This window comes from Bradyrhizobium sp. NBAIM03 (genome assembly GCF_020194055.1).
Classification (GTDB): Bacteria; Pseudomonadota; Alphaproteobacteria; order Rhizobiales; family Xanthobacteraceae; genus Bradyrhizobium; species Bradyrhizobium yuanmingense.
Genome location: NZ_JADYVS010000013.1, coordinates 200,364 through 223,187 on the forward strand (window position 1 = coordinate 200,364; position 22,824 = coordinate 223,187).

22 protein-coding genes and 1 pseudogene are annotated in these 22,824 nt (G+C 65.4%); 7 read left to right on the plus strand and 16 right to left on the minus strand.

The features are described from left to right. The first annotated feature begins 1 nt into the window (after position 1). On the plus strand, positions 2-862 hold the full coding sequence (locus tag I6F21_RS21030; protein ID WP_225143137.1) for an alpha/beta hydrolase: 861 nt from the start codon (positions 2-4) through the stop codon (positions 860-862). Between the two features lie 124 nt (positions 863-986). Here I6F21_RS21030 and I6F21_RS21035 read toward each other — a convergent pair whose 3' ends face one another. The 10 genes from I6F21_RS21035 to I6F21_RS21080 all read right to left on the minus strand — a co-directional run bounded on the left by I6F21_RS21035 (position 987) and on the right by I6F21_RS21080 (position 11,713). After that, complete coding sequence (locus I6F21_RS21035) at positions 987-1,340, minus strand: Rieske (2Fe-2S) protein (protein ID WP_225143139.1); 354 nt, start codon at positions 1,338-1,340, stop codon at positions 987-989. Beyond that, positions 1,312-2,016 carry an ABC transporter ATP-binding protein gene (locus tag I6F21_RS21040; protein WP_225125971.1) on the minus strand — a complete coding sequence of 235 codons (705 nt, stop codon included), beginning with the start codon at positions 2,014-2,016 and terminating at the stop codon, positions 1,312-1,314. Before I6F21_RS21040 ends, I6F21_RS21035 begins: the two co-directional genes overlap by 29 nt. Further along, a complete protein-coding gene (locus I6F21_RS21045; RefSeq protein ID WP_157287726.1) occupies positions 2,009-2,791 on the minus strand; it encodes an ABC transporter ATP-binding protein in 783 nt (260 codons plus the stop codon). Before I6F21_RS21045 ends, I6F21_RS21040 begins: the two co-directional genes overlap by 8 nt. Beyond that, positions 2,791-3,837 (minus strand): branched-chain amino acid ABC transporter permease, encoded by a 1,047-nt coding sequence (locus I6F21_RS21050; RefSeq protein ID WP_225143141.1) that lies wholly within the window; start codon positions 3,835-3,837, stop codon positions 2,791-2,793. The genes I6F21_RS21045 and I6F21_RS21050 overlap by 1 nt, the downstream gene beginning before the upstream one ends. Further along, the gene (locus I6F21_RS21055) at positions 3,834-4,706 is read right to left on the minus strand and encodes a branched-chain amino acid ABC transporter permease (protein ID WP_225183395.1); all 873 of its coding nucleotides are present in this window, start codon (positions 4,704-4,706) and stop codon (positions 3,834-3,836) included. The genes I6F21_RS21050 and I6F21_RS21055 overlap by 4 nt, the downstream gene beginning before the upstream one ends. Before the next feature lie 69 nt (positions 4,707-4,775). Continuing rightward, positions 4,776-5,930 carry an ABC transporter substrate-binding protein gene (locus I6F21_RS21060; protein WP_036004998.1) on the minus strand — a complete coding sequence of 385 codons (1,155 nt, stop codon included), beginning with the start codon at positions 5,928-5,930 and terminating at the stop codon, positions 4,776-4,778. Between the two features lie 76 nt (positions 5,931-6,006). Then, complete coding sequence (locus tag I6F21_RS21065; protein WP_225143144.1) at positions 6,007-7,203, minus strand: 2Fe-2S iron-sulfur cluster-binding protein; 1,197 nt, start codon at positions 7,201-7,203, stop codon at positions 6,007-6,009. Further along, a complete protein-coding gene (locus I6F21_RS21070) occupies positions 7,200-8,036 on the minus strand; it encodes an FAD binding domain-containing protein (protein WP_225114756.1) in 837 nt (278 codons plus the stop codon). Before I6F21_RS21070 ends, I6F21_RS21065 begins: the two co-directional genes overlap by 4 nt. Next, positions 8,033-10,426: a xanthine dehydrogenase family protein molybdopterin-binding subunit gene (locus I6F21_RS21075; protein ID WP_225143146.1), complete on the minus strand. Its 2,394-nt coding sequence runs from the start codon at positions 10,424-10,426 to the stop codon at positions 8,033-8,035. Before I6F21_RS21075 ends, I6F21_RS21070 begins: the two co-directional genes overlap by 4 nt. 9 nt (positions 10,427-10,435) lie before the next feature. Next, positions 10,436-11,713: an amidohydrolase/deacetylase family metallohydrolase gene (locus tag I6F21_RS21080; RefSeq protein WP_225143148.1), complete on the minus strand. Its 1,278-nt coding sequence runs from the start codon at positions 11,711-11,713 to the stop codon at positions 10,436-10,438. Positions 11,714-11,873: 160 nt separating this feature from the next. On the opposite strand from I6F21_RS21080, the gene I6F21_RS21085 reads away from it, so the two are divergent. After that, the gene (locus I6F21_RS21085; RefSeq protein WP_225114753.1) at positions 11,874-12,368 is read left to right on the plus strand and encodes a MarR family transcriptional regulator; all 495 of its coding nucleotides are present in this window, start codon (positions 11,874-11,876) and stop codon (positions 12,366-12,368) included. Positions 12,369-12,631: 263 nt separating this feature from the next. Beyond that, positions 12,632-14,050: a cytosine permease gene (locus I6F21_RS21090; protein ID WP_057030087.1), complete on the plus strand. Its 1,419-nt coding sequence runs from the start codon at positions 12,632-12,634 to the stop codon at positions 14,048-14,050. A 27-nt stretch (positions 14,051-14,077) separates the two neighbouring features. Here the strand turns inward: I6F21_RS21090 and treZ are convergent, their stop codons facing one another. Then, positions 14,078-15,889 carry a malto-oligosyltrehalose trehalohydrolase gene (gene treZ, locus I6F21_RS21095; RefSeq protein WP_225143150.1) on the minus strand — a complete coding sequence of 604 codons (1,812 nt, stop codon included), beginning with the start codon at positions 15,887-15,889 and terminating at the stop codon, positions 14,078-14,080. A 189-nt stretch (positions 15,890-16,078) separates the two neighbouring features. Here treZ and I6F21_RS21100 point away from each other — a divergent pair, with 189 nt between their 5' ends. From I6F21_RS21100 to I6F21_RS21110, 3 genes are read left to right on the plus strand one after another with little or no spacing between them, the layout of a single operon-like run. Next, positions 16,079-16,312, plus strand: coding sequence for a DUF3606 domain-containing protein (locus I6F21_RS21100; RefSeq protein ID WP_036005232.1), 234 nt, complete (start codon positions 16,079-16,081; stop codon positions 16,310-16,312). Between the two features lie 20 nt (positions 16,313-16,332). After that, positions 16,333-18,570 carry a glycogen debranching protein GlgX gene (glgX, locus tag I6F21_RS21105; RefSeq protein WP_225143152.1) on the plus strand — a complete coding sequence of 746 codons (2,238 nt, stop codon included), beginning with the start codon at positions 16,333-16,335 and terminating at the stop codon, positions 18,568-18,570. Between the two features lie 5 nt (positions 18,571-18,575). Then, positions 18,576-19,580 carry a patatin-like phospholipase family protein gene (locus tag I6F21_RS21110; RefSeq protein WP_225143154.1) on the plus strand — a complete coding sequence of 335 codons (1,005 nt, stop codon included), beginning with the start codon at positions 18,576-18,578 and terminating at the stop codon, positions 19,578-19,580. Here I6F21_RS21110 and I6F21_RS21115 read toward each other — a convergent pair. From I6F21_RS21115 to I6F21_RS21130, 4 genes are all read right to left on the minus strand, one after another. Then, the gene (locus I6F21_RS21115) at positions 19,577-20,473 is read right to left on the minus strand and encodes an SIR2 family protein (RefSeq protein ID WP_225143156.1); all 897 of its coding nucleotides are present in this window, start codon (positions 20,471-20,473) and stop codon (positions 19,577-19,579) included. The two genes, I6F21_RS21110 and I6F21_RS21115, sit on opposite strands and share 4 nt — an antisense overlap. Positions 20,474-20,523: 50 nt before the next feature. After that, positions 20,524-20,961, minus strand: coding sequence for an NUDIX hydrolase (locus tag I6F21_RS21120; protein WP_225143158.1), 438 nt, complete (start codon positions 20,959-20,961; stop codon positions 20,524-20,526). A gap of 128 nt (positions 20,962-21,089) precedes the next feature. Next, positions 21,090-21,254, minus strand: a complete 165-nt coding sequence (locus I6F21_RS21125; protein ID WP_225143160.1) for a hypothetical protein — start codon at positions 21,252-21,254, stop codon at positions 21,090-21,092. Further along, complete coding sequence (locus tag I6F21_RS21130; RefSeq protein WP_225143162.1) at positions 21,226-21,732, minus strand: DUF2243 domain-containing protein; 507 nt, start codon at positions 21,730-21,732, stop codon at positions 21,226-21,228. Before I6F21_RS21130 ends, I6F21_RS21125 begins: the two co-directional genes overlap by 29 nt. A 359-nt stretch (positions 21,733-22,091) precedes the next feature. Here I6F21_RS21130 and I6F21_RS21135 point away from each other — a divergent pair, with 359 nt between their 5' ends. Next, on the plus strand, positions 22,092-22,307 hold the full coding sequence (locus I6F21_RS21135; RefSeq protein WP_036005032.1) for a hypothetical protein: 216 nt from the start codon (positions 22,092-22,094) through the stop codon (positions 22,305-22,307). Positions 22,308-22,548: 241 nt separating this feature from the next. Here the strand turns inward: I6F21_RS21135 and I6F21_RS21140 are convergent. Next, positions 22,549-22,824 (minus strand): annotated as a pseudogene (locus I6F21_RS21140) (hypothetical protein); the annotation flags it as partial.

Here is a 22,824-nt window from a genome sequence, read left to right on the forward strand (position 1 = left end):
CATGGTTGAGAACGCTCATTCGACAATTCGACCGCTCGACCCCCGCGACCGGTGGTCCGAGCTGTCTCGGGCGGAACGCAGTGCCGCCTATGACAACAACGCGGCGGTCAAGAACAGCCCCGCCCTGATCGCCGAGCGCAACGAAGCCTCAAGCCGGCTGCGGGGCTCGCTCAAGTCCCATCTCGACCTGCCCTACGGCGAGCGGGCGAATAACAAGATCGACCTCTACCCGGCCGCAAAGCCTGATGCGCCCTGCCTGGTGTTCCTGCACGGCGGCTACTGGCAGCGCAACTCGCGCGAGCTGTTCGCCATGCTGGTCGCAGGCGTCGCCGCGCATGGCTGGTCGGTTGCGATTCCCGGCTATTCGCTGGCGCCCGAGGTGTCCCTCACCGACATCGTCGCCGAGATCCCGCGCGCGCTCGACTGGCTCGCGGCGCACGGCGCGTCCTATGGAATTGCCGGGCCGGTCGTGCTGTCGGGCTGGTCCGCCGGCGCCCATCTCGTCGCAATGGCGCTGGATCATCCGCGTGTCCATGCGGGGCTCGCGCTCTCGGGCGTCTACGATCTCGCGCCGATCCGCGATACGGGGCTGAACGATGCGCTGAAGCTGACGGACCAGGAGATCGCCACGCTGTCGCCGTTGCGCCTGCCCGTCACCCAGAAGCGCCTAGACATCGCCTATGGCAGCAGCGAGCTGCCGGCACTCGTCTGCGATTCCATCAATCTCTACGACAGGCGCGTGGCGGCGGGAGCGCCGGGCAAGCTCATCTCGGTCGAAGGCGCCGACCATTTCACCATTCTCGAGGCTCTGCGCCGACCGGACGGAGTCCTGGTGGAGGCTGCGCGGCGGCTGCTGGACTAAAAGTGCGAAAAACAACCCCATGCACAGTAGCGATGTCGTTGTTTGCAAAGGCGAATTGTTTGAGGGTCGATCGACACCGCCTTTGCCGCTTTGACTCGTCGGGCAAAACAGGGGCATGATGGCATCATCGCCCCGGCTGCCGCTCCTGCATCTCAATCCAGATTCGCTTGCCCGTGATCCGCACCGGATAAAGCCGCAGCGGCCGGCTCGGCCATCCCGCACTGATCTCGCCATCGCGCAAATCGAACGACGCCGCATGGCGGGGACAATCGAGGCGCCCTGCCGTCACCTGCCCCAAGGCCAGATCCGCCTGCTCGTGCGGGCACGCACGTTCGCAGGCGACGACGTTGCCCTCGTTCCAGATCACGAGCAGGTCGCGCCCGGCGACGCGGACGATCGTCTCCGCCTTCAGTCGGTCGAGATCGCAGACGTCGATCCACCCGGCCTCGTCACCCACCAAGATAGGCCTTGCGCACATGCTCGTTCGCGATCAGCTCGCTGCCGGCGCCCGATAGCACGATGCGGCCGTTCTCGAGCAGATAGGCGTGGTCGCACATCTCGAGCGCAGCGAAGGCGTTCTGCTCGACCAGCAGCACCGTGGTGCCGGCATCGCGAATGCCGCGGATGATCGCAAAGGTGCGCTCGACGATATTGGGGGCGAGCCCGAGCGACGGCTCGTCGAACATGATCAGGCGCGGCCGCGACATCAGCGCGCGGCCGATCGCAAGCATCTGCTGCTCGCCGCCCGACAGCGTGCCCGCCGCCTGCCGGCGCCGCTCGGCGAGCCGCGGGAATTCCGAGTAGATACGGTCGCGGTCGGCCGCGATCTCGCCCGAACGACGCCGGAGGTAAGCGCCCATATCGAGATTTTCCTCGACGCTCATATGCGGAAACACGCGCCGCCCTTCCGGACAATGCGCGATGCCGCTCGCCAGCACGCGCGGCGGCTTCGCGCCGGTGATGTCGATGCCCTCGAACTTCATCTGGCCCGAGCGCGGCGGCACCAGGCCGGAAATCGCGCGCAGCGTCGTGCTCTTGCCGGCGCCGTTGGCTCCGATCAGGGCGACCAGCTGGCCGGCCTTCACGTCGAGCGAGATGCCGCGCAGCGCGGTGACGCCACCGTAGCCGCAGACCATGTCGCGGATCTCAAGCACGTCCTGCTCCATGTCCAAGATAGGCTTCGATGACAGCAGGATCGTTGCGGATCACATCGGGCGTCCCTTCGGCGATGATGCGGCCATAGTTGAGCACCACGATACGGTCCGAGACGGTCATCACCATCGGCATGTCGTGCTCGACCAGCAAAATCGTGATGCCGCGGTCGCGGATGCTGCGGATCAGCTCGACGAAACGGTGCGTCTCCGAGGCGTTCATACCGGAGACGGGCTCGTCGAGCAGCAGCATCGACGGCTCCGCCGCCAGCGCCAGCGCGACACCGACCAAGCGCTGCTCGCCGTAGGAGAGCGAGCCCGCCGCATCGTGGGCGCGGCGTTCGAGGCCGACCCATTCGAGCAGCTCGCTCGCGCGCTGCCGCAGCTTGCGCTCCGAGGCGCGGGCGCCTGGCAGGCCGAGGATGGCATCGAGCAGCCGGACCCGGCCCTGCCGGTGCAGGCCGATCAGGAGGTTGTCATAGACGGTGTCGTTCGGGAATACGCTGGTGCGCTGGAAGGTGCGGATCAGGCCGAGATCGGCGATCTCATGCGGCTTCAATCCGGCGAGCGCAGTGTTGCGATAGGTCACGCGGCCTGCGCTCGGCGTCAGGAAACCGGTCATGACGTTGAAGGCGGTGGTCTTGCCGGCGCCGTTCGGCCCTATCAGGCTGACGATCTCGCCCTCGCCGACCTCAAAGCTCATGTCGGAGATCGCGACCAGCCCGCCGAAGCGGACCGCGACCTGATCGATGGTCATGGCGATGCTGCGCGCCGTCATCACGCCGGCTCCTTGGCGCCGGTTTCAGTGAGCGTCACCGGTGCCAGCGCCGTCGTCCCGCTCCGTCGCCGGGTCAACCGCTGCGCCAGCGACGGCACGATGCCGCGCGGCAACACGAACAGGATGGCGATGAGCACGCCGCCATAGGCGATCCACTGCGCTTCCGGCGCCATCACAGGCCGCAGCGCGACCGGCAATAGGCCGAAGATCAGGCCGCCGACGACGGGACCCGCCAGCGAGCCCTTGCCGCCGCTGATGACCATGATCACCATGGTGACGGTGTTGATGAAGGCGAAGACTTCAGGGTCGATGATGCGGATGTAGTGCGCATAGAGGCTCCCGGCCGCGCCGGCGATCGCGGCGGAGATCACCGCAGCAATCGTCAGCGTCCTGGTCACGTCGATGCCAACGGAGACGGCGAGCGTTTCGTTCTCCATCAGGCCACGCATGGAGCGGCCGAAATGGGAATGAACGAGGCGTGCGATCAGGAGATAGGCGATGAGCGCAACGACCAGGACGAGATAATAGTTGTGGAATTTCGTGCGCAGCGTCAGCTCGCCAAAGCCGGGCAAGGGCAACGCGACGGACGGAATATTGGTCAGCGCCAATGGACCCTGCGTCAGCTCGACCCAGTTCAGCGCGACCAGCCGGACCACCTCGGCAAAGGAGATCGTCACAATGACGAAATAGGCGCCGCGGACGCGGAACGACAACAGACCGACGAAATAGCCGCACAATCCTGCAATCAAAATTGCCAGCACGAAGCCTACGATCGGCGGCCATGGTGTGTGGACAAGACGAAAACCCCCTAGCAGGCCGATGTCGAAGCCGAGCGATGTCAGCGCGCTGACATAGGCGCCGATGCCGAAGAAGGCGATATGACCGAGGCTGAGCTGGCCGGTGAAGCCAAGCAGCAGATTGAGGCTCATCGCGCCGATGACGAAGATGCCGGTCGTGATCAGCGCGTTGAGCAGATAGGGATCGCGCAGCCAGAGCGGCACCGAGGCCAGCGCCGCGACGGCGAGAATGGTGACGATCGTCTTCATCCGACGCGCTCCGCGCGCGCGAACAGGCCGGTCGGCCGGAAGATCAGCACCGCGATGATGATGAGAAAGCCCATGGCATCGCGGTAGCCTGACGAGACGTAGCCGGCGCCGAGCTCCTCGGCCAGCGCCAGGATGAAGCCGCCGATCACAGCGCCCGTGATGTTGCCGAGGCCGCCGAGGATGACGATGGCGAAAGCCTTGACCGCGGCGAGATCGCCCATCTGCGGGAAGATCACGTAGACCGGCCCGAGCAGCGCGCCCGCGGCGGCGGCGAGGCTAGAGCCGATCGCAAAGGTCGAGGTGTAGATCATGTCGACGTTCACGCCCATGAGGGACGCCGTGTCGTGATCCTGGAACGTCGCCCGCATCGCGCGGCCGAGGCTGGTCTTGTTGATGAGCAGATACGTCACAAGGATCAACATGGCCGCAGCGGCGAGCACGAACAGGCGCAGCCATGAGACGGAGACCGAGCCGAGCACCAGCGGCGCCTCCGGGAATGGCGTCGCCACGGATTTCGCGACGCCGCCCCAGATCCACAGCGTGCCCGACTGCATCGCGATCCAGGCGCCGATCATCACCAGCATGGTGGTGTCGATGTCGGAGCCGCGCAGCGGACGCAGCAAGGTCAATTCGATGGCCGCACCCAGCAGCCATCCGGCCAGCACGGCCACGGGTAGCGCGAGAAAGAAGTTCAGCCCGAACTGCTGCACCACGATGAACATGATGTAGGCGCCGAACGTGTAGAGCACGCCATGCGTGAAGTTCACGACGTTCATGATGCCGAAGATCAAGGTCAGCCCGATACCCAGCAGCGCATAGGTGCCGCCGAGCACGAGTATGTTGATCAAATGCTGGAGGAATTCGCTCAAGGCCGTTCCTGGATATTCTGGATGCCGGCGAGGGCCGCGATGTGCCGCCCTCGCCTGCGAACAAGCGCGTCAGAGCGTCTTCATCTCGATCTTGCCGTCGGCTATCTCGATGAGATAGACGTTCGGCTGGCTCTGACCGCTTTCCTTGCCCTCGGGGCCCGACTTGCGGAACACGATGTCGCCGTTCAGCCCCTTGATGTTGATGTTCCAGAGCGCCGCCTTGATCGCGGCAGGCTCGGCCTTGCCGGCCTTCTCGATCGCGGCGGCGACGGTGCGGATGCCGTCATAGCCGCGAAAACTCTCGGTGCAGCCGGCGAAGTCGAAGCCGCGCTTCTTCCATTCCGCGATGAAATAGTTGGTGGCTTCCGGGTTCGGCGTCTTGTCCGGGAACCAGGGCAGGAAGGTCGTCAGATGCATGGTGCCGTTGGCGGCCGCTCCCGCCTGGGCGATGATCTGGTCCGGGTTCTGCGAGCCGCCGGTGGTGATGATGCGCTTCTTCAGGCCAAGCGCGGCGGCCTGCTTGAAGATCAGCGTGAGCTGGTCGACGGCGGTGGTGACGATGACGGTCTCGGAGTCCGAGCTCTTGATCTTGGACAGCTGCGCGCTCATGTCCTGCGCGCCCTGGTCCATGGTCTCGACCAGGCCGATGCCGATGCCCTTCTCCTTCATCATCTTGCTGAAATCCTCGGCGGTGCCGCGGCCCCAGTCGTTGTTGATGACAAGGAAGTCGACCTTTTTCAGCGCGAGCTTGTCGACGATGTTCTTGAACGCGGCCGCCTCGATCGCGGAGGGCGGCGAGATGCGGAAGATGAAGGGATTGCCCGTCGTCGTGATCTTGCCGGAGGACGAGGTCTCCACCACCATCGGCGTCTCGTATTCCATCAGCTTCGGCATCACCGCGAGCGTCAGGCTCGAGCCCCAGGCGCCCATCAGGACCGGCACCTTGTCGCTGGTGATGAGCTTCTCGGCGACGGCGGCGGCCTCCGTCGGGTTGCTCTTGTTGTCCTCGATGACGAGCTCGATCTTCTTGCCGAGGATGCCGCCCTTGGCGTTGATCTCGTCGGCGGCGATCTTCGCACCGTTGACGACGTAGGTGCCTGAGGCCGCGAACGCGCCGGTGAGCGGCTCGTTGACGCCGATCTTGATGGTCTGCGCCCCCGCGGCGCCGCCGAACAAGGCCGTCGCCAACGCGATTGCCGGAACCAGTCCGAGTGTTCGTGTCATGTTTGTCTCTCCAAATCCCACGCTGTTGATGTCAGGGCAGTCCAGGCTTCGTCACTCCGCGGCGCCGGTTCGCCGATCATTCCGCGCCACCTCTTCCGAAGGTGCGGCGAAATATTTGCGCGAGCCGGGCTCGCAAGACGTCCGATGCAATCGACCAGAAGCTGAGCTCCGCCGGACCTGCCTGCCCCGACGAGGCGCCGGACATGTGGCGGTCGAGATTGGCGACGAACTCCGCAACGAGACGTTTTGCAAGGTCTCGCACGAGGCCGGGACGACCGACCTGAGCCAGCATTCCCGTGAGCGTGTAGCCGATCGACAGTTCGACCGCGGTCGCCGCGCCGCCTTCGAGCGGCAGCAGGCGGTAACGGATCTCGCCCTGCGTCGCGGAATGGCTGCGCTGGTCGGTACCGATGCCGACGATGCGCCCCGAGAGTGTCGCGGGATCCCGCTCGACACGCGCGGCCCCCTCGAAGCTTGCTGCGATCGGACCGAGCCTGACGCGGATCGATCCTTCGACGCGCTCCGGCTTTGGCGTCGACGACAGCGATACGCCAGGGAGGCAGGCGGCGATGCCTGCGATGTCCTCGAACATCGCGAACACCTTTGCCGGCGGATACGGCAGCGTGAAGCGCTGATCGAGCACGGTTGCCGGCGTGAAGTCGGGGATGCTGCTTGGGGTGGCACTTTCCGGTGCCGGAGCTGGCGCGTGCCGCGCAGGCCGCAGCTCGTTCCGGGCGGTTGCCGCTCGCCCCGAGCCGGCAGGACCAAGGACGGTCCGGCCTCCATCCGCCACCGGCGCGACGTTGCGCGCGCGCCTTGCCTCGATCACGGACTGCACCGCGCGCACAATGCCGACATAGCCGGTGCAGCGGCAGAGATTGCCGCTGAGGCCGATGCGAATCTGGCGCTCGTCGGCGTCGGGCAGACGCAGCACCAGGTCGCGCGCCGAGACCAGCATGCCGGGCGTGCAATAGCCGCATTGCAGGGCATGCTCGCGGGCGAAGGCAGCGCGCAGCTCGGTCGTGATCTCGTCCTCGTCGAGGCCTTCGATCGTGGTGACATCGGCGCCCTCGCAGGCCGCCGCATAGGTGATGCAGGAGCGCGCCGGCACGCCGTCGAGCAGCACAGTGCAGGCGCCGCAGACCCCATGCTCGCAGCCGAGATGCGTGCCGGTGAGATCGAGCCTGTCGCGGACGAAATCGGCAAGGCTGGTGCGCGGCTCGGCGTGCAGCTCCACCGCGCGGCGATTGACCTGAAGCGCGATCGTGGTCATGCCGCGGCCTCCAGAACGGCGCGCTTCAGCACGCTGACATGGATGTGGCGCTGCGCGGCATCGTCGATGCCGGCGCTTGCGAGCAGGGCATCGGCGGCACGGACATCGAAGCGCTGCTTGTAGTCGGCGGCAATCCGGCCGCCGAACAGCTCGGCGGCATCGGTGATGACGATCGGCGTCGTATCGATGGCACCGATCACGATACGCGCCGAGGCGGCAGCGGGATCGACCAATATCGCGCCGATGGCATGGGCGAATTCGCCGGTCTTGCGGCAGCTCTTGGCATAACCCCAATGCGCAGTCGCCGATCGCGCCGGCACGTGGACCGCCTCGACGATCTCGCCGGCATGCAGCGCAGATTCCAGCGCACCGACCACAAACGCTTCGACCGCCATCGATCGCACACCGGCAAGACTGCGCAATGTCACGCGCGCACCCAGGGCCGCCAGCGCCGAGATCCAGTCCGCGGCGGGATCGGCATGGCTGAGCGAGCCGCCGATTGTGCCGCGATTGCGCACCGCACGATAGGCGATGTTGGCAGCGACAGCCCGCATGGCACCCCGGGTCACGTCGGCGGTGCGGCCGTCCTCGATGTCGGCATGGGTGATAAGAGCGCCGAGCACGAGCTCGCTGCCGGAGACTTCTGCGCGCTTGAGCTCGGCAAGGCCGGAGATGTCGATGATCAGCTCCGGCTGCACCAGCCGCAGATTGAGCATCGGGCCGAGCGACTGGCCGCCGGCGATGATCTTCGCCGATCCGCCGCTTGCGGCCAGCATCGACAGGGCCGCATCGAGGTCGCGCGGGCGCTCGTAAGCGAAGGGCGCCGGTTTCATGCCGCGCTCCTCTCAGCCGCACGCGCGGCCAGCACCGCCGCGACGATGCGATGCGGCGTGATCGGCGACTGCATCAGCTCGACGCCGAGCGGGCGCAGCGCGTCGTTGACGGCATTGGCGATTGCGGCGGGCGGTGCGATGGCGCCGCCCTCGCCGATGCCCTTCACCCCGAATTGCGTATAGGGCGACGGCGTCTCCATGTGGTCGAGGCGCGCGGCCGGGACCTCGGTCGGGCCGGGCAGCAGGTAATCCGCGAGCGTCGTCGCCAGCGGCTGGCCGGAGGCGTCGAACGGCATTTCCTCGTAGAGCGCGGTGCCGATGCCTTGCGCGAGGCCGCCATAGATCTGGCCGTCGACGACGAGCGGATTGACCAGCACGCCGCCGTCCTCGACGATCACATAGTCGAGGATCTCGACCTCGCCGATATCAGGATCGACCGCGACCACGGCTGCATGCGCGGCATAGCTGAAGGTGCCGCTGTCGCGCACGGGCTTGTAGCCTTGGGTGACCTCGAGCCCGCCGGGATCGACGTCTGGCGGCAAATCCTGCGGGCGGCGGTACCAGGTGTGGGCGATCGCCTTCAGGCTGACGCTGCCGTTGACGCCGCGAACCTCGCCGTTCTGCAACACCACGGAGGCCAGATCGTGCTGCAAGAGTTTCGCGCCGATGCGGCGCGCACGTTCGCCGAGTTCGCGGCAGGCCGTCGCGACCGCACCACCCGCCATCACCATCGAGCGCGAGCCCCAGGTGCCGGTCGAATAGGGCGTCATCGCGGTGTCGCCGAGGACGATGCGGATGTTTGCGACATCCACGCCGAGGATTTCGTGCGCGACCTGGGCGAGCGTCGTCTCCATGCCCTGCCCGTGCGAGTGCACGCCGACGCGCAGTTCAAGGCCACCGTCCGGCGTCAGGCGCGCCGAGGCCTGCTCATGGCCCGGCACCATCGGGATGCCCCAGCCGGAATAGACCGAGGTGCCGTGCGCGGCCTGCTCGCAATAGATGGAGATGCCGACGCCGATGCGGCGGCCGTCGGCCTCGTCCTGCTTTTGCCTGGCGCGGATGGCGTCGATGTCGATGGCCGCGAGCGCGCGGCGCATCGCTTCCGGATAATCGCCGCTGTCGAAATGCTTCTTGGTGATGTTGTCGAACGGCATCTGTTCAGGGCGCACCAGATTGCGTAGCCGCACCTCGCCGGGCTCAAGGCCGGCTTCCGCCGCCACGAGGTCGAGCATCAATTCCAGCGCAAAGCAGACGCCGGTGCGCGCGACGCCGCGATAGGGCAGGATCGGGCATTTGTTGGTGGCGACCGAGAAGGTGCGGCAGCGATAGGCCGGCATCTTGTAGGGACCGGGCAGGATGCTGGCGACCTGCGCGGCTTCGAGACACGCGGAGAACGGATAGGACGAGTAGGCGCCGGAATCCACCGTCGCTTCGCAATCGATGCCGCGCAGCGTGCCGTCACGGTCAGCATAGACCGTGATTTTGTAATGATGTTCGCGGCAATTGGAGCTGGCGACGAGATGCTCGCGGCGGTCTTCGAGCCAGCGGACGGGATGGCCGCAGCGCATCGTCAGCCAGGACAGGCAGACCTCTTCGGGCAGCAAAATTCCCTTGTGACCGAAACCACCGCCGACGTCGGGCGAGATGACGCGGATCTGGCCCTCCTCCATGTCGAGGCATTCGGCGAGGCCGCTGCGCGTGATGTGCGGCATCTGGGCCGCCGAATGCAGCGTGAGCTGGTCGAGCCTCTTGTCGAAGTTCGCGACCACGCCGCGGCCTTCCAGCGGCGACATGCATTGCCGCGCCGTCGAGATCTCGCGCGTCACCTTGATCGGCGCATCGAGCGCGGCGGAGATGTCGACCTCGTAATTGGTCTCCAGGAAGACGTTGTCGCCCCAATGCTCGTGCACCAGCGCCGAGCCGGGCTCGCGCGCCTTCAGCATGTCATGGATCGCCGGCAGCTCCTCCAGATCGAGCGTCACGGAGGCCGCGATGTCCTCGGCCTCGGCGCGGGTCGGCGCGAGGCACATCGCGACGAGCTCACCGACCTGGCGCACCTTGCCGGTGGCGAGCACCGGCTGCTCCGAGATCTTGAAGCCCGGCAGGCCCGACACCGCACGGATCGGCTTGATGCCGACGAGATCGGTCGCCGTGAACACGCTGCCGCGATGGCGTTCGGGCACATGGATGCCGCGGATGCGCGCATGCGCCAGCGGGCTGCGCACGAAGGCGACGTCCTGAAGGCCGGCGAGCCTGACGTCGCCGACATATTGGCCGCGGCCGCGCATCAGGCGGTCGTCTTCCTTGCGCGGGAGCCGCGCGCCAACGCCCTGCCCCGTCTTTCCGTCCGGAAATTCTCGCTCGCTGCGCAACTTCGCGTTCTCCTCCACCGCCCGGCCTTATGCCGCGACGGCCTGCGGCAGGATCGGCGCGACCGCATCGAAGCGGGTGCCGGCGCGCAGGCAGAAGGCTGGCTGCAGCAGGCGCTCGGCAATCACCTCGTTGTTCTCGTTGTCCTTCAGGACGAAGCGGCCGTTTCTCTCCGTGAGCACGGAGACGTCGGCGTCCATGCCGATCTTGAGCGCGCCGATCTCGTGGCTGCGGCCAAGCATTCTTGCGGGATTGGCGGTGACCATCGGCACCACCTGCTCCAGCGACAGGCCGAGCGCCATCATCGAGCTCATCGCCTGGACCAGGCTGAACTTGGCTTGTCCCGCGAAGGGATGGTTCTCATCGTCCTCGTGCTGGTCGGGCGTTCCGGCCGGCGCGGGCACATGGGTGTTGTAGCCGTGGATGTCGGCGCCGAGCGTGGTCGGAATGATGCCGGCAGCGATCGCCTTCTTCGCGAGCCGATAGGAGAAATGGCTGCCGTGGCCGACATCGACCTTGAGGCCGCGGTCGAGCGCGGCCTGGATCACCGGATGCACCTCGCCCTCGCGATTGACGAAGCCGCCGGGATGGCGCGTGAAGGGATGAGCGAGGATGTCGCCCTCGCGCAAGAGCGGGATCACGCGGGTGAGGATGGTGTCGGCATCCTCGCCATTGGCGCCGCTCTCGGGCAGGCCCCAGAGTTGGCCGAAATGCACATAGACCGGCAGGTCGGCGCGCTTGCCGATCTCGGCCGCCATCTCGATCACGCGAATGCCCCAGCGCGCGAAGCCGCCGATCTCGGCATGGGCCTTGATGCCGCGCACGAGATCGAGGTTGGCGGTTGCCGCCTTGACGGTCGCATCGATGTCGACGCCGTCGGGGCTGTAGAGCTGCGGATAGAAATGGCCCTCGAGGCCGCCGACGAGATAGGCGGAGATAAACGCATAGACGCGCGAGGCCGAGGCTTCCGCGATGAAATGGCGGAAACCCGGCAGCGTCATGCAGGACGGACCGCCCTGATCGACCAGCGTCGTCACGCCGGACTGCACGCCCACCATGTCGGGGTTCATGCCGAAACGGCCGGAGACATATTGATAGACATGGGCGTGGGTGTCGATCAGCCCGGGCAGCACCAGCTTGCCGCTGACATCGACGACCTCCTTCGCGCTGGTCGGCAGAATGTCGGATGCGACCGCCGCGATCTTGCCATTGCGGATGGCGACGTCCTTGAGGCCATCGATGCCGGAGGCCGGACAGATCACGCGGCCACCCCGGAGCAGAAGATCGAAGCTGGCAGTGACGGACATGGCGCTCTCCTCTTCTTGCGAGGGGCGACGGCTTCGTCCCTCGAATTACGAAGCATGCTTCGCATTTTGACAAAAGCAAGCATCGTGCCATGATCCCGATGTGGCAGGCGCACTCGAATCGAGCTAAGCGCGGCAGGGTTTCGGCTTGGGAGTGTGTGCATTGCGGCAAGCGAAGACACGTCGCGGCGGGACGCGGCACCGCCCCTGGCCCTTGTCGGAACGGCCCGGCTATCTGATCCGCCGGCTGCACCAGATTCACGTCGCGCTGTTTCAGGAAGCCTGCGGCGAATTCGAGGTCACGCCGCTGCAATACAGCCTGCTCTCGGCGCTGGCGGTGCGAGAAACCGCCGATCAGACCACTTTGGCGGCCGATATCGCGCTCGATCGCACTACGACGACCGGTGCGTTGAAGCGCCTCGCGGCGCGCAACCTTGTCGAGCGCGCGGTGAACAAGGACGATCGGCGCGCGCGATTGTGCCGCCTGACGCCGGCCGGCGCCGCGCTGCTGGTTAAAATCGAGGGCGCGGCACGGCGGGCGCATCGCGCAACGCTCGGTGATTTGAGCCAGCGGGAACAGGCGCTCTTCATCGAGATGATGCAGCGCATCGTGGCCGGCCATCCCAGTCGCGACAGCGCCGCTGCCCTATTCGACTAGAGGCGAGTGCTGCGCTTTTGAGTTGGGCTGCTTAATTTATCATCGTACCGCTGCCCGGCCGTGCATCGAGCGCCACTATCCGGCGGGTCCGGTGTGCCGCGGCAGGCCGGCGCGTCGGCATGCCCCGCGCTCGAAAACGCAGTCGCATTCGAGGCGAGCCTCGCTGCGTCCGGCATCGAAACGCGCCCGGCCCGGCCGCTCCGCGACCCATGGCACGATTTATGCTGCGATGATGCGAAGCGTGCTTCGTATTGGGGGATGCCATGACGGATTCCGAACTTCGCGCTGATATTCACAGCATCGAGCCAATTCCCGACGCGGACCGGGACTCCTCCGGGCCGCAGCAGATGTGGATCTGGGCCGGCGCCAACATCGCGCCGGTGAACTGGGCGCTCGGCGCGCTCGGCATCATCCTCAAGCTCGGCCTGATGGAGACAATCGCGGTCATCGTGCTCGGCAACATCGTGGGCTGCGCGATCTTCGCGACCTTCACGGTGATGGGACACAAGACCGGCGTCAACCAGATGGTGCTGAGCCGGTCCGCCTTCGGCGTCCGCGGCGCCTACCTGCCGAGCATCCTGATGTTCCTGATGACGCTGGGCTGGATCGGCGTGAACACCTATTTCCCGGTCAAGGTCTCGATGGGCATCCTCGGCCAGTTCGGCGTGCCCGACACCTGGCTGGTCGAGATGATCGTCATCACGCTGGTGATGGCGGTGCAGGTGATGATCGGCGTCTACGGCTTCTACGCGATCCGCACCTTCGAGAAGTACACGGTGCCGCCGACCATCGCCATCATGGTGCTGATGAGCGTGCTGGCCTGGACGCGGCCCGGCGTCGTCAACTGGAACCTGACCACCTCGCTGCCACCAGGCGCGCATCTGGCGATGCTGACGATGCTGATGACCGCAATCGGCGTCGGCTGGGGGATTTCCTGGGTCACCTGGGCCTCCGACTATTCGCGCTTCGTGCCGCGCTCCACGCCGTCGAAAGCCGTGTTCTGGTACAGCTATGTCGGTATGTTCGTGCCGACGGTCTGGCTCGGCATTCTCGGCGCGACCATTGCCTCGACGACGCTGGACACGGATCCCGCCAAGATGGTCAGCGCGGTGTTCGGCGGTCCCGTCAGCATCCTTGTCCTCCTGATGGTGCTGCACGGCCCGATCGCTACCAACATCCTCAACGTCTATTCGGCGGCGCTGGCCGCCTTAAGCGCGGGGCTGAAACTCTCGCGCTTCTGGCTCACCGTCATCGTCGGCGTCGCCGGCTATCTGGTCACCCTCTACTTCATCTTCGCGCCGTCCTTCGCGAAGGCGTTCGACCATTGGATGATCAGCCTGCTGTTGTGGATGAGCCCGTGGGCCGGCGTGGTGCTCGCCGACTTCTACATCAAGCGCAAAGGCAAGATCGAGGTGGCCGAGCTCTATCGCTCGCCGGAGAGCAGCGCCTATGGCGACATCAACTGGGCCGGCATGATCGCGTTCTTCGCCGGCCTCGTTGCCGGATGGCTGGTGCAGGACGGCCTCGTCAGCGCGCTGCAGGGGCCGATCTCGATCTATCTGCTCGGCGGTGCCGATCTGAGCTGGCTGTTCGGAATCGGCGTGGCGGGCCTCGTCTATCTTGGGCTCGGCAAGTTCGCGACCTCGCCCACACCGGCCGTCGCGAGCCGTGCCGGCAGCTAGCCTGAGAGCGCTGAACCTCGTCTGTCGTCAGCGCTTGCGGCCAAGCCTCACGATCATGTCGCCGGGCCCAAGTGCTCCGGCGTCATGAGAGTGCAACCGCCACAGGCTCTCGCCGTCGACCAGCGAGGGCATCGGCAGTTCGAGGTCGGCGAGATTGGCGACAATCTGCAGAACGTCGCCCTGCTCGGTCTGCCAGCGCACATCCACGCCGCCCATGCTGGGATCCGCGCCGAGCAATTGTCGCTGCGCCGAAACGAACCCGCGTTTGACCAGCGGCACGATCTTCTCGCGCCGGATCGTCAACAACTGCGTCGTCAGTGCTCGGAACCTGGTGCCGGAAGGCGATTGCTCGATGCTGGACCAGTCCAGCTTGGAGGCGAGGAAGGTTCTTTCGTCGCACGGGTCCGGGATTCCGGCGCGCGTTTCGGGCGTCGCGAACGCCTTGAAGTGCGAAAACTCCTTGCGGCGGCCTTCCCGTGTCAGTTCGGCGGCTTCGCCCGTCCAGTCGGCGAAGAACAGGAAGGGCGTTTCGGCTGCCGCTTCCTCGCCCATGAACAGCATTGGAATATGCGGGCTGAGCAGAACCAGTGCGAGGGCCAGCTCCAGCTTGTCCGGACCGACCAACCGCGACAGCCGCTCCCCGAAGGCGCGGTTGCCGACCTGGTCGTGGTTCTGGGCGAAGAAGATGGTCGCTTCGGGCGGCAGATGAGCACTCGGCTCGCCGCGCGGCGCCTGGTGCAGGGGAAACACCTCGCCCTGATAGGCAAAGCCCTCGGTGAGGGATCGCGCCAAATGCTCGAGCGGCTTGTCCGCAAACGCCCGGTAATAACCTTCGTCCTCGCCCGTGAGCAGGACGTGAAGCGCGTTGTGGAAATCGTCGCCCCATTGCGCATCGTAGTACGTCGCTCGTCCCTGCGAACGCGCGAGCAGGTGCGCCTGATTGGCCTCGTTCTCCAGCATCAGATGGATGCGCCGGCCCGCCAGCTGGCTGCGCAGGGTCTCGGCGAGCTCGACCAGGAAATGACGTTTCGAGTCGTCCTTCAGCGCATGAACGGCATCGAAGCGCAGGCCGTCGAACCCATAATCGCGCAGCCACATCAGGGCATTCTCGATCAGAAACCCGCGCACGAACGCGCCGTCGGCTCCTTCGAGGTTGACGGCGGGCCCCCACCCGGTGGTGTGGCGCGGGTTGAAGAAGTTCTCCGCATAGAGATGCAGATAGTTCAGCTGCGGCCCGAAATGGTTATAGACGACGTCGAGATAGACCATGAGGTCAAGGGCATGCGCCGCGCGCAGCAGCCGCTTGAGATCCTCCGGCCGGCCATAGCGGGCATTCGGCGCGTTCAGGAGCACGCCGTCATAGCCCCAATTGTGCCGCCCGGGGACGTCGTTGAGCGGCATCAGCTCGATGGCGGTGATGCCGAGATCGCGAAGATAAGGCAGCTTCTTCTCGACGCCGGCATAGGTCCCCTCCTCGCTGAACGTGCCGACATGCAGCTCGTAGATCACGGCTTCCGCCCAGGGACGGCCCGGATAGAGCACCGGGTCCCTCAACGCGGCCATGTCGACCACCTCGCTCGGCGCGCCGACGTCGTCCGGCTGGAAGCACGAGGCGGGATCGGGCACGACGAGGTCTTGGTTGATCCTGAACTGATAGCGCGTGCCGGCGCGCGCAGTTTGGCTCAATAGCTGATACCAGCCGTCCGCATCGCGCGGCATCTTGCGTGGCGGCTGGCCGATTTCGAACAGCTCGACCGATCGCGCCGTCGGCGCCCACAGGTTGAACGAGACCCCATGATCGACGATCTGAGGACCATGGCGCCGACTTTGCTCGGCCATTCCCAGTCTTTGACTCAAGCCCATCCCCTTTCGCGGCATGCCCACTTCGGCGTGCAATTGCGCGCGTCGGGGCGACAAAGCGGAGCCGTGTGCGTTCGTTCCTCCACGGCGCCGACGCCGGACATTTGCAGCGCAACGGGAACGGAATCAGCAGCGCGACGGTTACCACCCCAGACAGGAGCCGTGGCCATGCGCCGCCCGAAGCCGCAACTGATCCGCAACAAGCTCGACCTGACCGACCGCGCCCAGGTGCGCCTCGTCAAGAAACGGCTCGGACTTTCGGACGCTGAGCTGATCGCGATCGTCGGGCGGATCGGCAACTCCATTCCGGCCATCAGCAAGGAGGCGGCTCTGCAAAAAGCCAACGCGCCGTCCAAGCCGGCCGACGTGGAGCCCACCGCCGCGACTGCGCCGACATCCTGACGGGCAACCCGGGGGCGGAGATGGACCAGCCAGCACATTCAGACGAGGCCCTGACGCGGACGGCCTCACGCCTGCGCCGCACCCGGATCACCGAAGGCAGACCTTTCCCGCTCGGCGCCACCTGGGATGGCCTCGGCGTCAATTTCGCGCTGTTCTCCGCCCACGCCACCAAGGTCGAGCTCTGCCTGTTCGACGATACCGGCGAAGCCGAGCTCGAGCGCATCGAGCTGCCCGAATATACCGACGAGGTCTGGCACGGCTATCTGCCCTCCGCCCGTCCCGGGACCGTCTACGGCTATCGCGTCCATGGTCCTTACCAACCCGACGCCGGCCACCGCTTCAATCCCAACAAGCTCGTGCTCGATCCCTACGCCAGGCAGCTGGTCGGCCAGCTCCGCTGGGGGCCGGAGCTGTTCGGCTACCGGCTGGATCACGCCGACAAGGACCTGTCCTATGATGAACGCGACAGCGCGCCCTTGATGCAGAAATGCCGCGTCATCGATCCCGCCTTTACCTGGGGCGTGGCGCGCAAGCCGGAAGTGCCGTGGGAGCGCACGATCGTCTACGAGATGCACGTCAAGGGCTTCACCCAGCTGCATCCGCTGGTGCCGGAAGCCGATCGCGGCACGTTCTCGGGGCTCGCACATTCGGAAATCCCGGCTTACTTGCGCTCGCTCGGCATCACCAGCGCCGAGCTATTACCGATCCATGCCTTCGTCGACGACAGCTATCTGGTCGAGAAAGGCCTGCGTAACTACTGGGGCTACAACTCCATTGCCTTCTTCGCGCCGGAGCCGCGTTACCTGAAAGCGACATCGGCCAACGAATTCAAGGCCATGGTCAACCAGTTTCACGCCCATGGCATCGAGGTTATTCTCGACGTCGTCTACAATCACACCGCCGAAGGCAACGAGCTCGGCCCGACCCTGTCGTTCAAAGGCATCGACAATGCCAGCTATTACCGCCTGCTGCCGGACGAGAAGCGCTACTACATCAACGACACCGGTACCGGAAACACCGTCAATCTCTCGCATCAGCGTGTGCTGCAACTCGTCGCCGATTCCTTGCGCTACTGGGCGACCGAGATGCGGGTCGACGGCTTCCGTTTCGATCTCGCCACCATCCTGGCGCGCGAACCCTATGGCTTCGATGAAGGCGGCGGCTTCCTCGACGCCTGCCGCCAGGATCCCGTGCTCTCCAGCGTCAAGCTGATCGCAGAACCCTGGGACATCGGGCCCGGTGGCTACCAGGTCGGTCAGTTCCCGCCGGGCTGGGCCGAGTGGAACGACAAGTTCAGGGACACGGTGCGCGCCTTCTGGAAGGGCGATCCGGGCACGCTGGCCGACGTCGCCAAGCGCGTTTCGGGCTCCGGCGACCTCTTCAACAAGCGCGGACGCCGGCCCTGGGCCAGCGTCAATTTCGTCACCGCGCATGACGGCTTCAACCTCAACGATCTCGTCTCCTACAACGACAAGCATAACGAGGCGAATGGCGAGGACAATCGCGACGGTCACAGCAACAACCATTCCTGGAATTGCGGCGTCGAAGGGCCGACCAACGACCCCGAGATCACCGCCTTGCGTGAGCGCCAGAAGCGGAATCTGCTGGCGACGATGCTGCTGTCCCACGGCACGCCGATGCTGCTCGGAGGCGACGAGTTCGGGCACACCCAGAACGGCAACAACAACGCTTACGCCCAGGACAACGAGACCACCTGGCTCAATTGGATGGGCATCACCGCGAACGGCCGCAGCCTGCGCGAGTTCGTGCGCAAGCTGATCGCCACCCGCAAGGCGTTTCCGATCCTATATCGCAGCCGCTTCCTGGTCGGCTCGCACAACGAGGAGCTCGACGTCAAGGATGTCACCTGGCTGTCGCCGTCCGGCGAGGAGATGACGACGGAGCAATGGCAGGACGGCAACGCCAAATGCTTCGGCATGCTGCTCGACGGCCGCGCGCAGGAGACCGGGATCAAGCGCCGCGGCTCGGATGCGACCATGCTGCTGGTCTACAACGCGCACCACGACGTCGTGAATTTCACCCTGCCGGAGGTCACCGAAGGACACAGCTGGCTCGGCCTGATCGACACGAATCGGCCCGACGCGCCGATGGCCGAGTTCGAGTTCGGGCATGCTTACGCGGTGACCGCGCGCTCGCTCGTGGTGTTCGGCCTTGCCAACGACAGCATCGCGACGCGGCGCCTCCGCCAAGGCCTCGGCGCGCTGCTGGACATCGCCGACACGCCTCTGCCGGAGTAGCCGCGTTGCCGTCCGTTCGCGATCACGGGACAACCGCAGCCGAGCGCCCTCTCACGACCGTCGCATTCTCCGGCGGCCTCGGCCTCGGTGCTTATCATGGCGGTGTGTTTGAAGCCTTCACCTCTCTTCGGCTGCCGATCGACTGGGTGACGGGTTCGTCGGCCGGGGCCATCACGGCCGCGCTGATCGCGGGGAGCGCGCGCGACGACCGGCTGCAGACTCTGCGCAGCTATTGGCATGCACTAAGCAGTCCAGCCGACGTGCCGAACGCGGGCCGCCACGCGTTTGCGTGGCTGAGCTCGATCAGTACGCGCGTGCTGGGTCATTCGGGCTACTTCCATCCCCGCCTCCCCATTCCGGCTTCTCACTACGGGGGCCTCTACGATCTCGGCCCGACCCGGCAACGCCTGCAGCGCTTGATCGATTTCGGACGTCTGAACGGCGGCGATCTGCGGATCACGATCTGCGCCACGGACGTCGAGAGCGGCGATGCCGTGCTGTTCGACTCCGCGTCGGAGCGGATCGAAATGGACCATATCCTGGCCAGCTGCGGCTTTCTCCCCGAATTCGCTCCGGTGCAGATCGCCGGCCGCTGGCTCGTCGACGGCGGGTTCTCGCTGAACGCGCCGTTCGATCCGATCCTGGAGACTGCAGGCCCGCTCCGCCTCTATGTGATCGATCTGTTTCCGCGTGATGGCAAGGTCCCTGACGGACTCGAGGCCGCCTCCGAGCGCAAGAGCGACCTGACCTTCGGCAACCAGACCTTCCAGCGCCTCGGCTACGCGCTGGAGGCCCGTCAGCTTCGCGCCGAGCTTCAGGACCTCCACTACGAGGACGAGGTCTATCTCCTGAGCTACCGCCCGGGCCGCGAGGAAGCCGGGCCGGAAAAATCCTTCGACCTGTCGGAGACGGCCATGGCGCAGCGCTGGCGCGCCGGCTTTCTGGACATGCAATATGCCGCGAGCCTCACGCCAGCCCCGAACGAGATCTGCAGCGTGCGGCGGCCCTAGCGATGTCTCTCGGTGTCGGGACCCGAGCTAGGCACTGTCCTGCCGTCACGCCGCTCGCGAATGTCGCGCAGCAACCGCCTGAGACCGTCATCGGCAGCCATGCCGTCGGGCGGGGCGATCGTGGTAATGCCCCAGTTCGCGAGCACGGCCTCCTGCACCGGATTGCGCTGCGCGACGAACACGAAGGATCTCGGCCGGTCCTGGCTGTGCCCGGACTCGTCCCAGATCTGCCAGATCCGGTGCAGCAGCAGCCGGATGTTCGGATCGGACATGCTGTATCCGACGAAAAGCAGTGTGCTTCCCAGCGCATCGGCGCGAAAGCGGATATCGAGCGGGGAATTGAAGGCGAGCCGGTTCAGAAAGTCGGTCTCGGTCAGAACTAGCGAAGCATCGTCGTCGAAGTCGCCGTGAAACTTGATGATGTGGGTGACACCGGCACGCGCGCTCGCGATCTCCTTCGCGTTGCTGATCTTCGCAAAGGGCTTGTTCAGCACGTCGAACGCGGTTTCCAGGTTGCGGTCGTAATTGGTGGTGTAGATGACCGGAAAATCCAGCTCGACGATCATCCGGTGCAGCTCTGAAGCGGCGATCTTCTCGGGGTCGACACGCCAATTGCGGTCGAGCCAGCTGCGCAGCGGGCCGATCCCGCCGCGCTTGATCCGATAATATTCCGCGAGCATCTGATAGCCGCCATGCATTCCATCGATGACGTTGCGATCGAGGCCGAGATCGTCAAGGAGATGATCGATCAGGGACTGCCAGGACGGCAGGCCGACGGCCATCGAGACACCGGCGCCCACGAACAAGACGGCGCGGCGTCGCTCGATCGCCGCTGCCAGGATGTCGTGAGGCGGCCGCTCCTCCGATATGAGCCCCGTGTTTTGTTGGTCCATCAACCTTGAATGATTGGGCGCGCGACGCGTTCCTAATCCCGGACGACCCCTCACCGGCTCAGCGGCGAGGATGTCTCGCGCGCCGTCTGCGCCGCGAACCGGGCGATCAGGCGCCGGAGCTGCGCCTTGTGCACCAGGCGCGCCGCCGTCTTCGGCGAGACCCAGATTGCCTCCCGCTCGCCCTTCTCGGGCCACCAACGCTCCCGCCCGTGCACCTTCATGGGGAAGACGGCAACGTTCATGGTCCACTTGCGATCACCTTTTCGCTTGCGATGCTTGAAGCTGCCCAGTGCGCGCGTGGCCACGACACCGACCAGGCCCGCCTCCTCATAGGCTTCGAGCGCAGCCGTCAGGTGCGGCTCCTTGTTGCGCATCGGCGATCCCTTTGGGACGCTCCACCTGCGCTTGCGCCTGGTCGTGATCAGCATCACCCGCAGCTCGGACTTGTCCAGACGAAACGGCAGAGCGGCAAATTGCTTCTTTCCCATCAGGCGCCTCCAACTCGCGTCTGATAAGCGAACGCCGCAGCCATGGTTCCTGTTTTGCGAAGTGGCGCCTCGCGTGTGGGCGCTGGAATTTCTAGGAAGCCTGAACTCCACCATGGTCACCTCCGCGCTCAGACCGGCGAAAAACAGCGCAACTGCAAGAGATCGTCGACGGAGAGGCCGAACAGCACTGGCCGAAACGCTGGTGCCGTCGCGAGCACGAGCAGCAGCAGAAAGATCACGTGGACCAGAGCCGGCGGCGTGTTTCTAACGACCCTGTAGACTGCCTTTCGCATGCACTCCCTCCTGCGCCCCCACGCGTGCCATGGCAACGCCCATTCCGATCATCGCAGCTCCCCACAGCAGGAAGCCGATATCCCAGAAAATGCGCTGGCCGTCGGGCACGGTCTCGTTCACCTGATGCAATCTCAGGATCTGGTGATCGACCACGCCTTCAGCGAGATTGAAGATGCCCCACCCGATCAGGATCGTCCCGAAACACTGCGAGCCGGACCACCGCGGCGCGCTTCGGCGTGTCCGCTGCCACATCAGGAAAAGCCCGGCGAGCACGAGGACGTAGGCGGTACTGTGAAAGATGCCGTCCCAAGTCGTATTGAGGGTGATGTTCTCGATGGAATTAAGCGGATACCAGCCGCTTAACATATGATGCCATTGCAGCAGCTGATGAAAGACGATGCCGTCGAAGAATGCGCCGAGGCCAAGTCCGAGAAGGACGCATGCGGACGTCGGGAAATTGCTTTGTCTGTCTTCCATGTGGTGAACTCGTGCGCGGCTCGGCACTTCCGATACGGAATCAAGCCATGCCACACGCGCACGTTCCTATGGCGATCAGCAGGTCACTGGGATCGAGCTTGCGATCAATCGTGCCAATTCATCGAGACTAACATGCGTTAAGACGAGCCAGACATTCGTCGGCACGCGTGCGCGATTGGTTATCGGCTTCATTCCCGATAGGAACGTTCGGTATCAACGCTGCGTCTGTCGCTCACATGTTGGAGATGCACATGCCGAGAAGATCGTTCTTGCTTGCTTTGAGTGGCCTCGGATTGTCGACCCTGAGTCACCTCAGGGAAATCGCATAGTGCGTAGCGACGGAAGCCAGAGAGGCGATCATGGCATACGCCCTGTTCAAGGACGGAGAGAAGATGAGCCGCACGTTTCCGACCAAGGAGGAAGCGCTGGAGAAAGCCGATGAGGCGGGGTTGGTCGAGCATGCCGAGGGCGAGGCGGTGCTCGAGGACGAGTTGAAGATCAGGCCTTGCCCGGCCGACCCCGAGCCTTGCGATGATGCGGACCTGGACTGGACGCCGGTCAAGCCGGCGTCCTGATCAGGGGCAGCGCAAATCGCATATGACTTGTGGCGGCGGTCTGCGCGCACGCCTCGTCCTTCGAGACGGCGCTGACGCGCCTCCTCAGGATGAGGCTAATCGGTGTCAGTGCCCGTTGAAACTGCTGCCGCGCACTCCGACCTCATCCTGAGGAGCCCGCCTCAAGCGGGCGTCTCGAAGGATGGCCGCAGGGAAAATCTCAACTGCGATAGCCCTGCTGATCGGGGTCAGCATCATGGGCTCAGCATCCCCTGCAGATGCCTTTGATCTTTCGATCCGCCTCGGAATCGCGGGAGGTCTCCGAACGAATCTGGTCGTCGCCCTGCAGCGAGGGTCCGGGCGTGACGGTCCCATCGATGCGTCCGATATTGGTGCCGCCTGCAGGATTGCCGGGTCGGCCGACGGTCGTCGATCCCCGTGGGCCGGAGCCGCCGCTCGATTGCGCTGTCCCGGCCGAGTTGGTCCCGGGCGCCGACGACGTGCTCCCGGCCGCCCCGCCACCGGCGCTCCCTCCCCC

What these genes read in the sequence shown, in the direction of transcription:
- I6F21_RS21030 (WP_225143137.1), top strand. Translation starts at nt 2, where the DNA reads ATGGTTGAGAACGCTCATTCGACAATTCGACCGCTCGACCCCCGCGAC.
- I6F21_RS21035 (WP_225143139.1), bottom strand. Translation starts at nt 1,340, where the DNA reads ATGTGCGCAAGGCCTATCTTGGTGGGTGACGAGGCCGGGTGGATCGAC.
- I6F21_RS21045 (WP_157287726.1), bottom strand. Translation starts at nt 2,791, where the DNA reads ATGACGGCGCGCAGCATCGCCATGACCATCGATCAGGTCGCGGTCCGC.
- I6F21_RS21050 (WP_225143141.1), bottom strand. Translation starts at nt 3,837, where the DNA reads ATGAAGACGATCGTCACCATTCTCGCCGTCGCGGCGCTGGCCTCGGTG.
- I6F21_RS21060 (WP_036004998.1), bottom strand. Translation starts at nt 5,930, where the DNA reads ATGACACGAACACTCGGACTGGTTCCGGCAATCGCGTTGGCGACGGCC.
- I6F21_RS21065 (WP_225143144.1), bottom strand. Translation starts at nt 7,203, where the DNA reads ATGACCACGATCGCGCTTCAGGTCAATCGCCGCGCGGTGGAGCTGCAC.
- I6F21_RS21070 (WP_225114756.1), bottom strand. Translation starts at nt 8,036, where the DNA reads ATGAAACCGGCGCCCTTCGCTTACGAGCGCCCGCGCGACCTCGATGCG.
- I6F21_RS21080 (WP_225143148.1), bottom strand. Translation starts at nt 11,713, where the DNA reads ATGTCCGTCACTGCCAGCTTCGATCTTCTGCTCCGGGGTGGCCGCGTG.
- I6F21_RS21090 (WP_057030087.1), top strand. Translation starts at nt 12,632, where the DNA reads ATGACGGATTCCGAACTTCGCGCTGATATTCACAGCATCGAGCCAATT.
- treZ (WP_225143150.1), bottom strand. Translation starts at nt 15,889, where the DNA reads ATGGCCGAGCAAAGTCGGCGCCATGGTCCTCAGATCGTCGATCATGGG.
- I6F21_RS21100 (WP_036005232.1), top strand. Translation starts at nt 16,079, where the DNA reads ATGCGCCGCCCGAAGCCGCAACTGATCCGCAACAAGCTCGACCTGACC.
- glgX (WP_225143152.1), top strand. Translation starts at nt 16,333, where the DNA reads ATGGACCAGCCAGCACATTCAGACGAGGCCCTGACGCGGACGGCCTCA.
- I6F21_RS21115 (WP_225143156.1), bottom strand. Translation starts at nt 20,473, where the DNA reads ATGGACCAACAAAACACGGGGCTCATATCGGAGGAGCGGCCGCCTCAC.
- I6F21_RS21120 (WP_225143158.1), bottom strand. Translation starts at nt 20,961, where the DNA reads ATGGGAAAGAAGCAATTTGCCGCTCTGCCGTTTCGTCTGGACAAGTCC.
- I6F21_RS21125 (WP_225143160.1), bottom strand. Translation starts at nt 21,254, where the DNA reads ATGCGAAAGGCAGTCTACAGGGTCGTTAGAAACACGCCGCCGGCTCTG.
- I6F21_RS21130 (WP_225143162.1), bottom strand. Translation starts at nt 21,732, where the DNA reads ATGGAAGACAGACAAAGCAATTTCCCGACGTCCGCATGCGTCCTTCTC.
- I6F21_RS21135 (WP_036005032.1), top strand. Translation starts at nt 22,092, where the DNA reads ATGGCATACGCCCTGTTCAAGGACGGAGAGAAGATGAGCCGCACGTTT.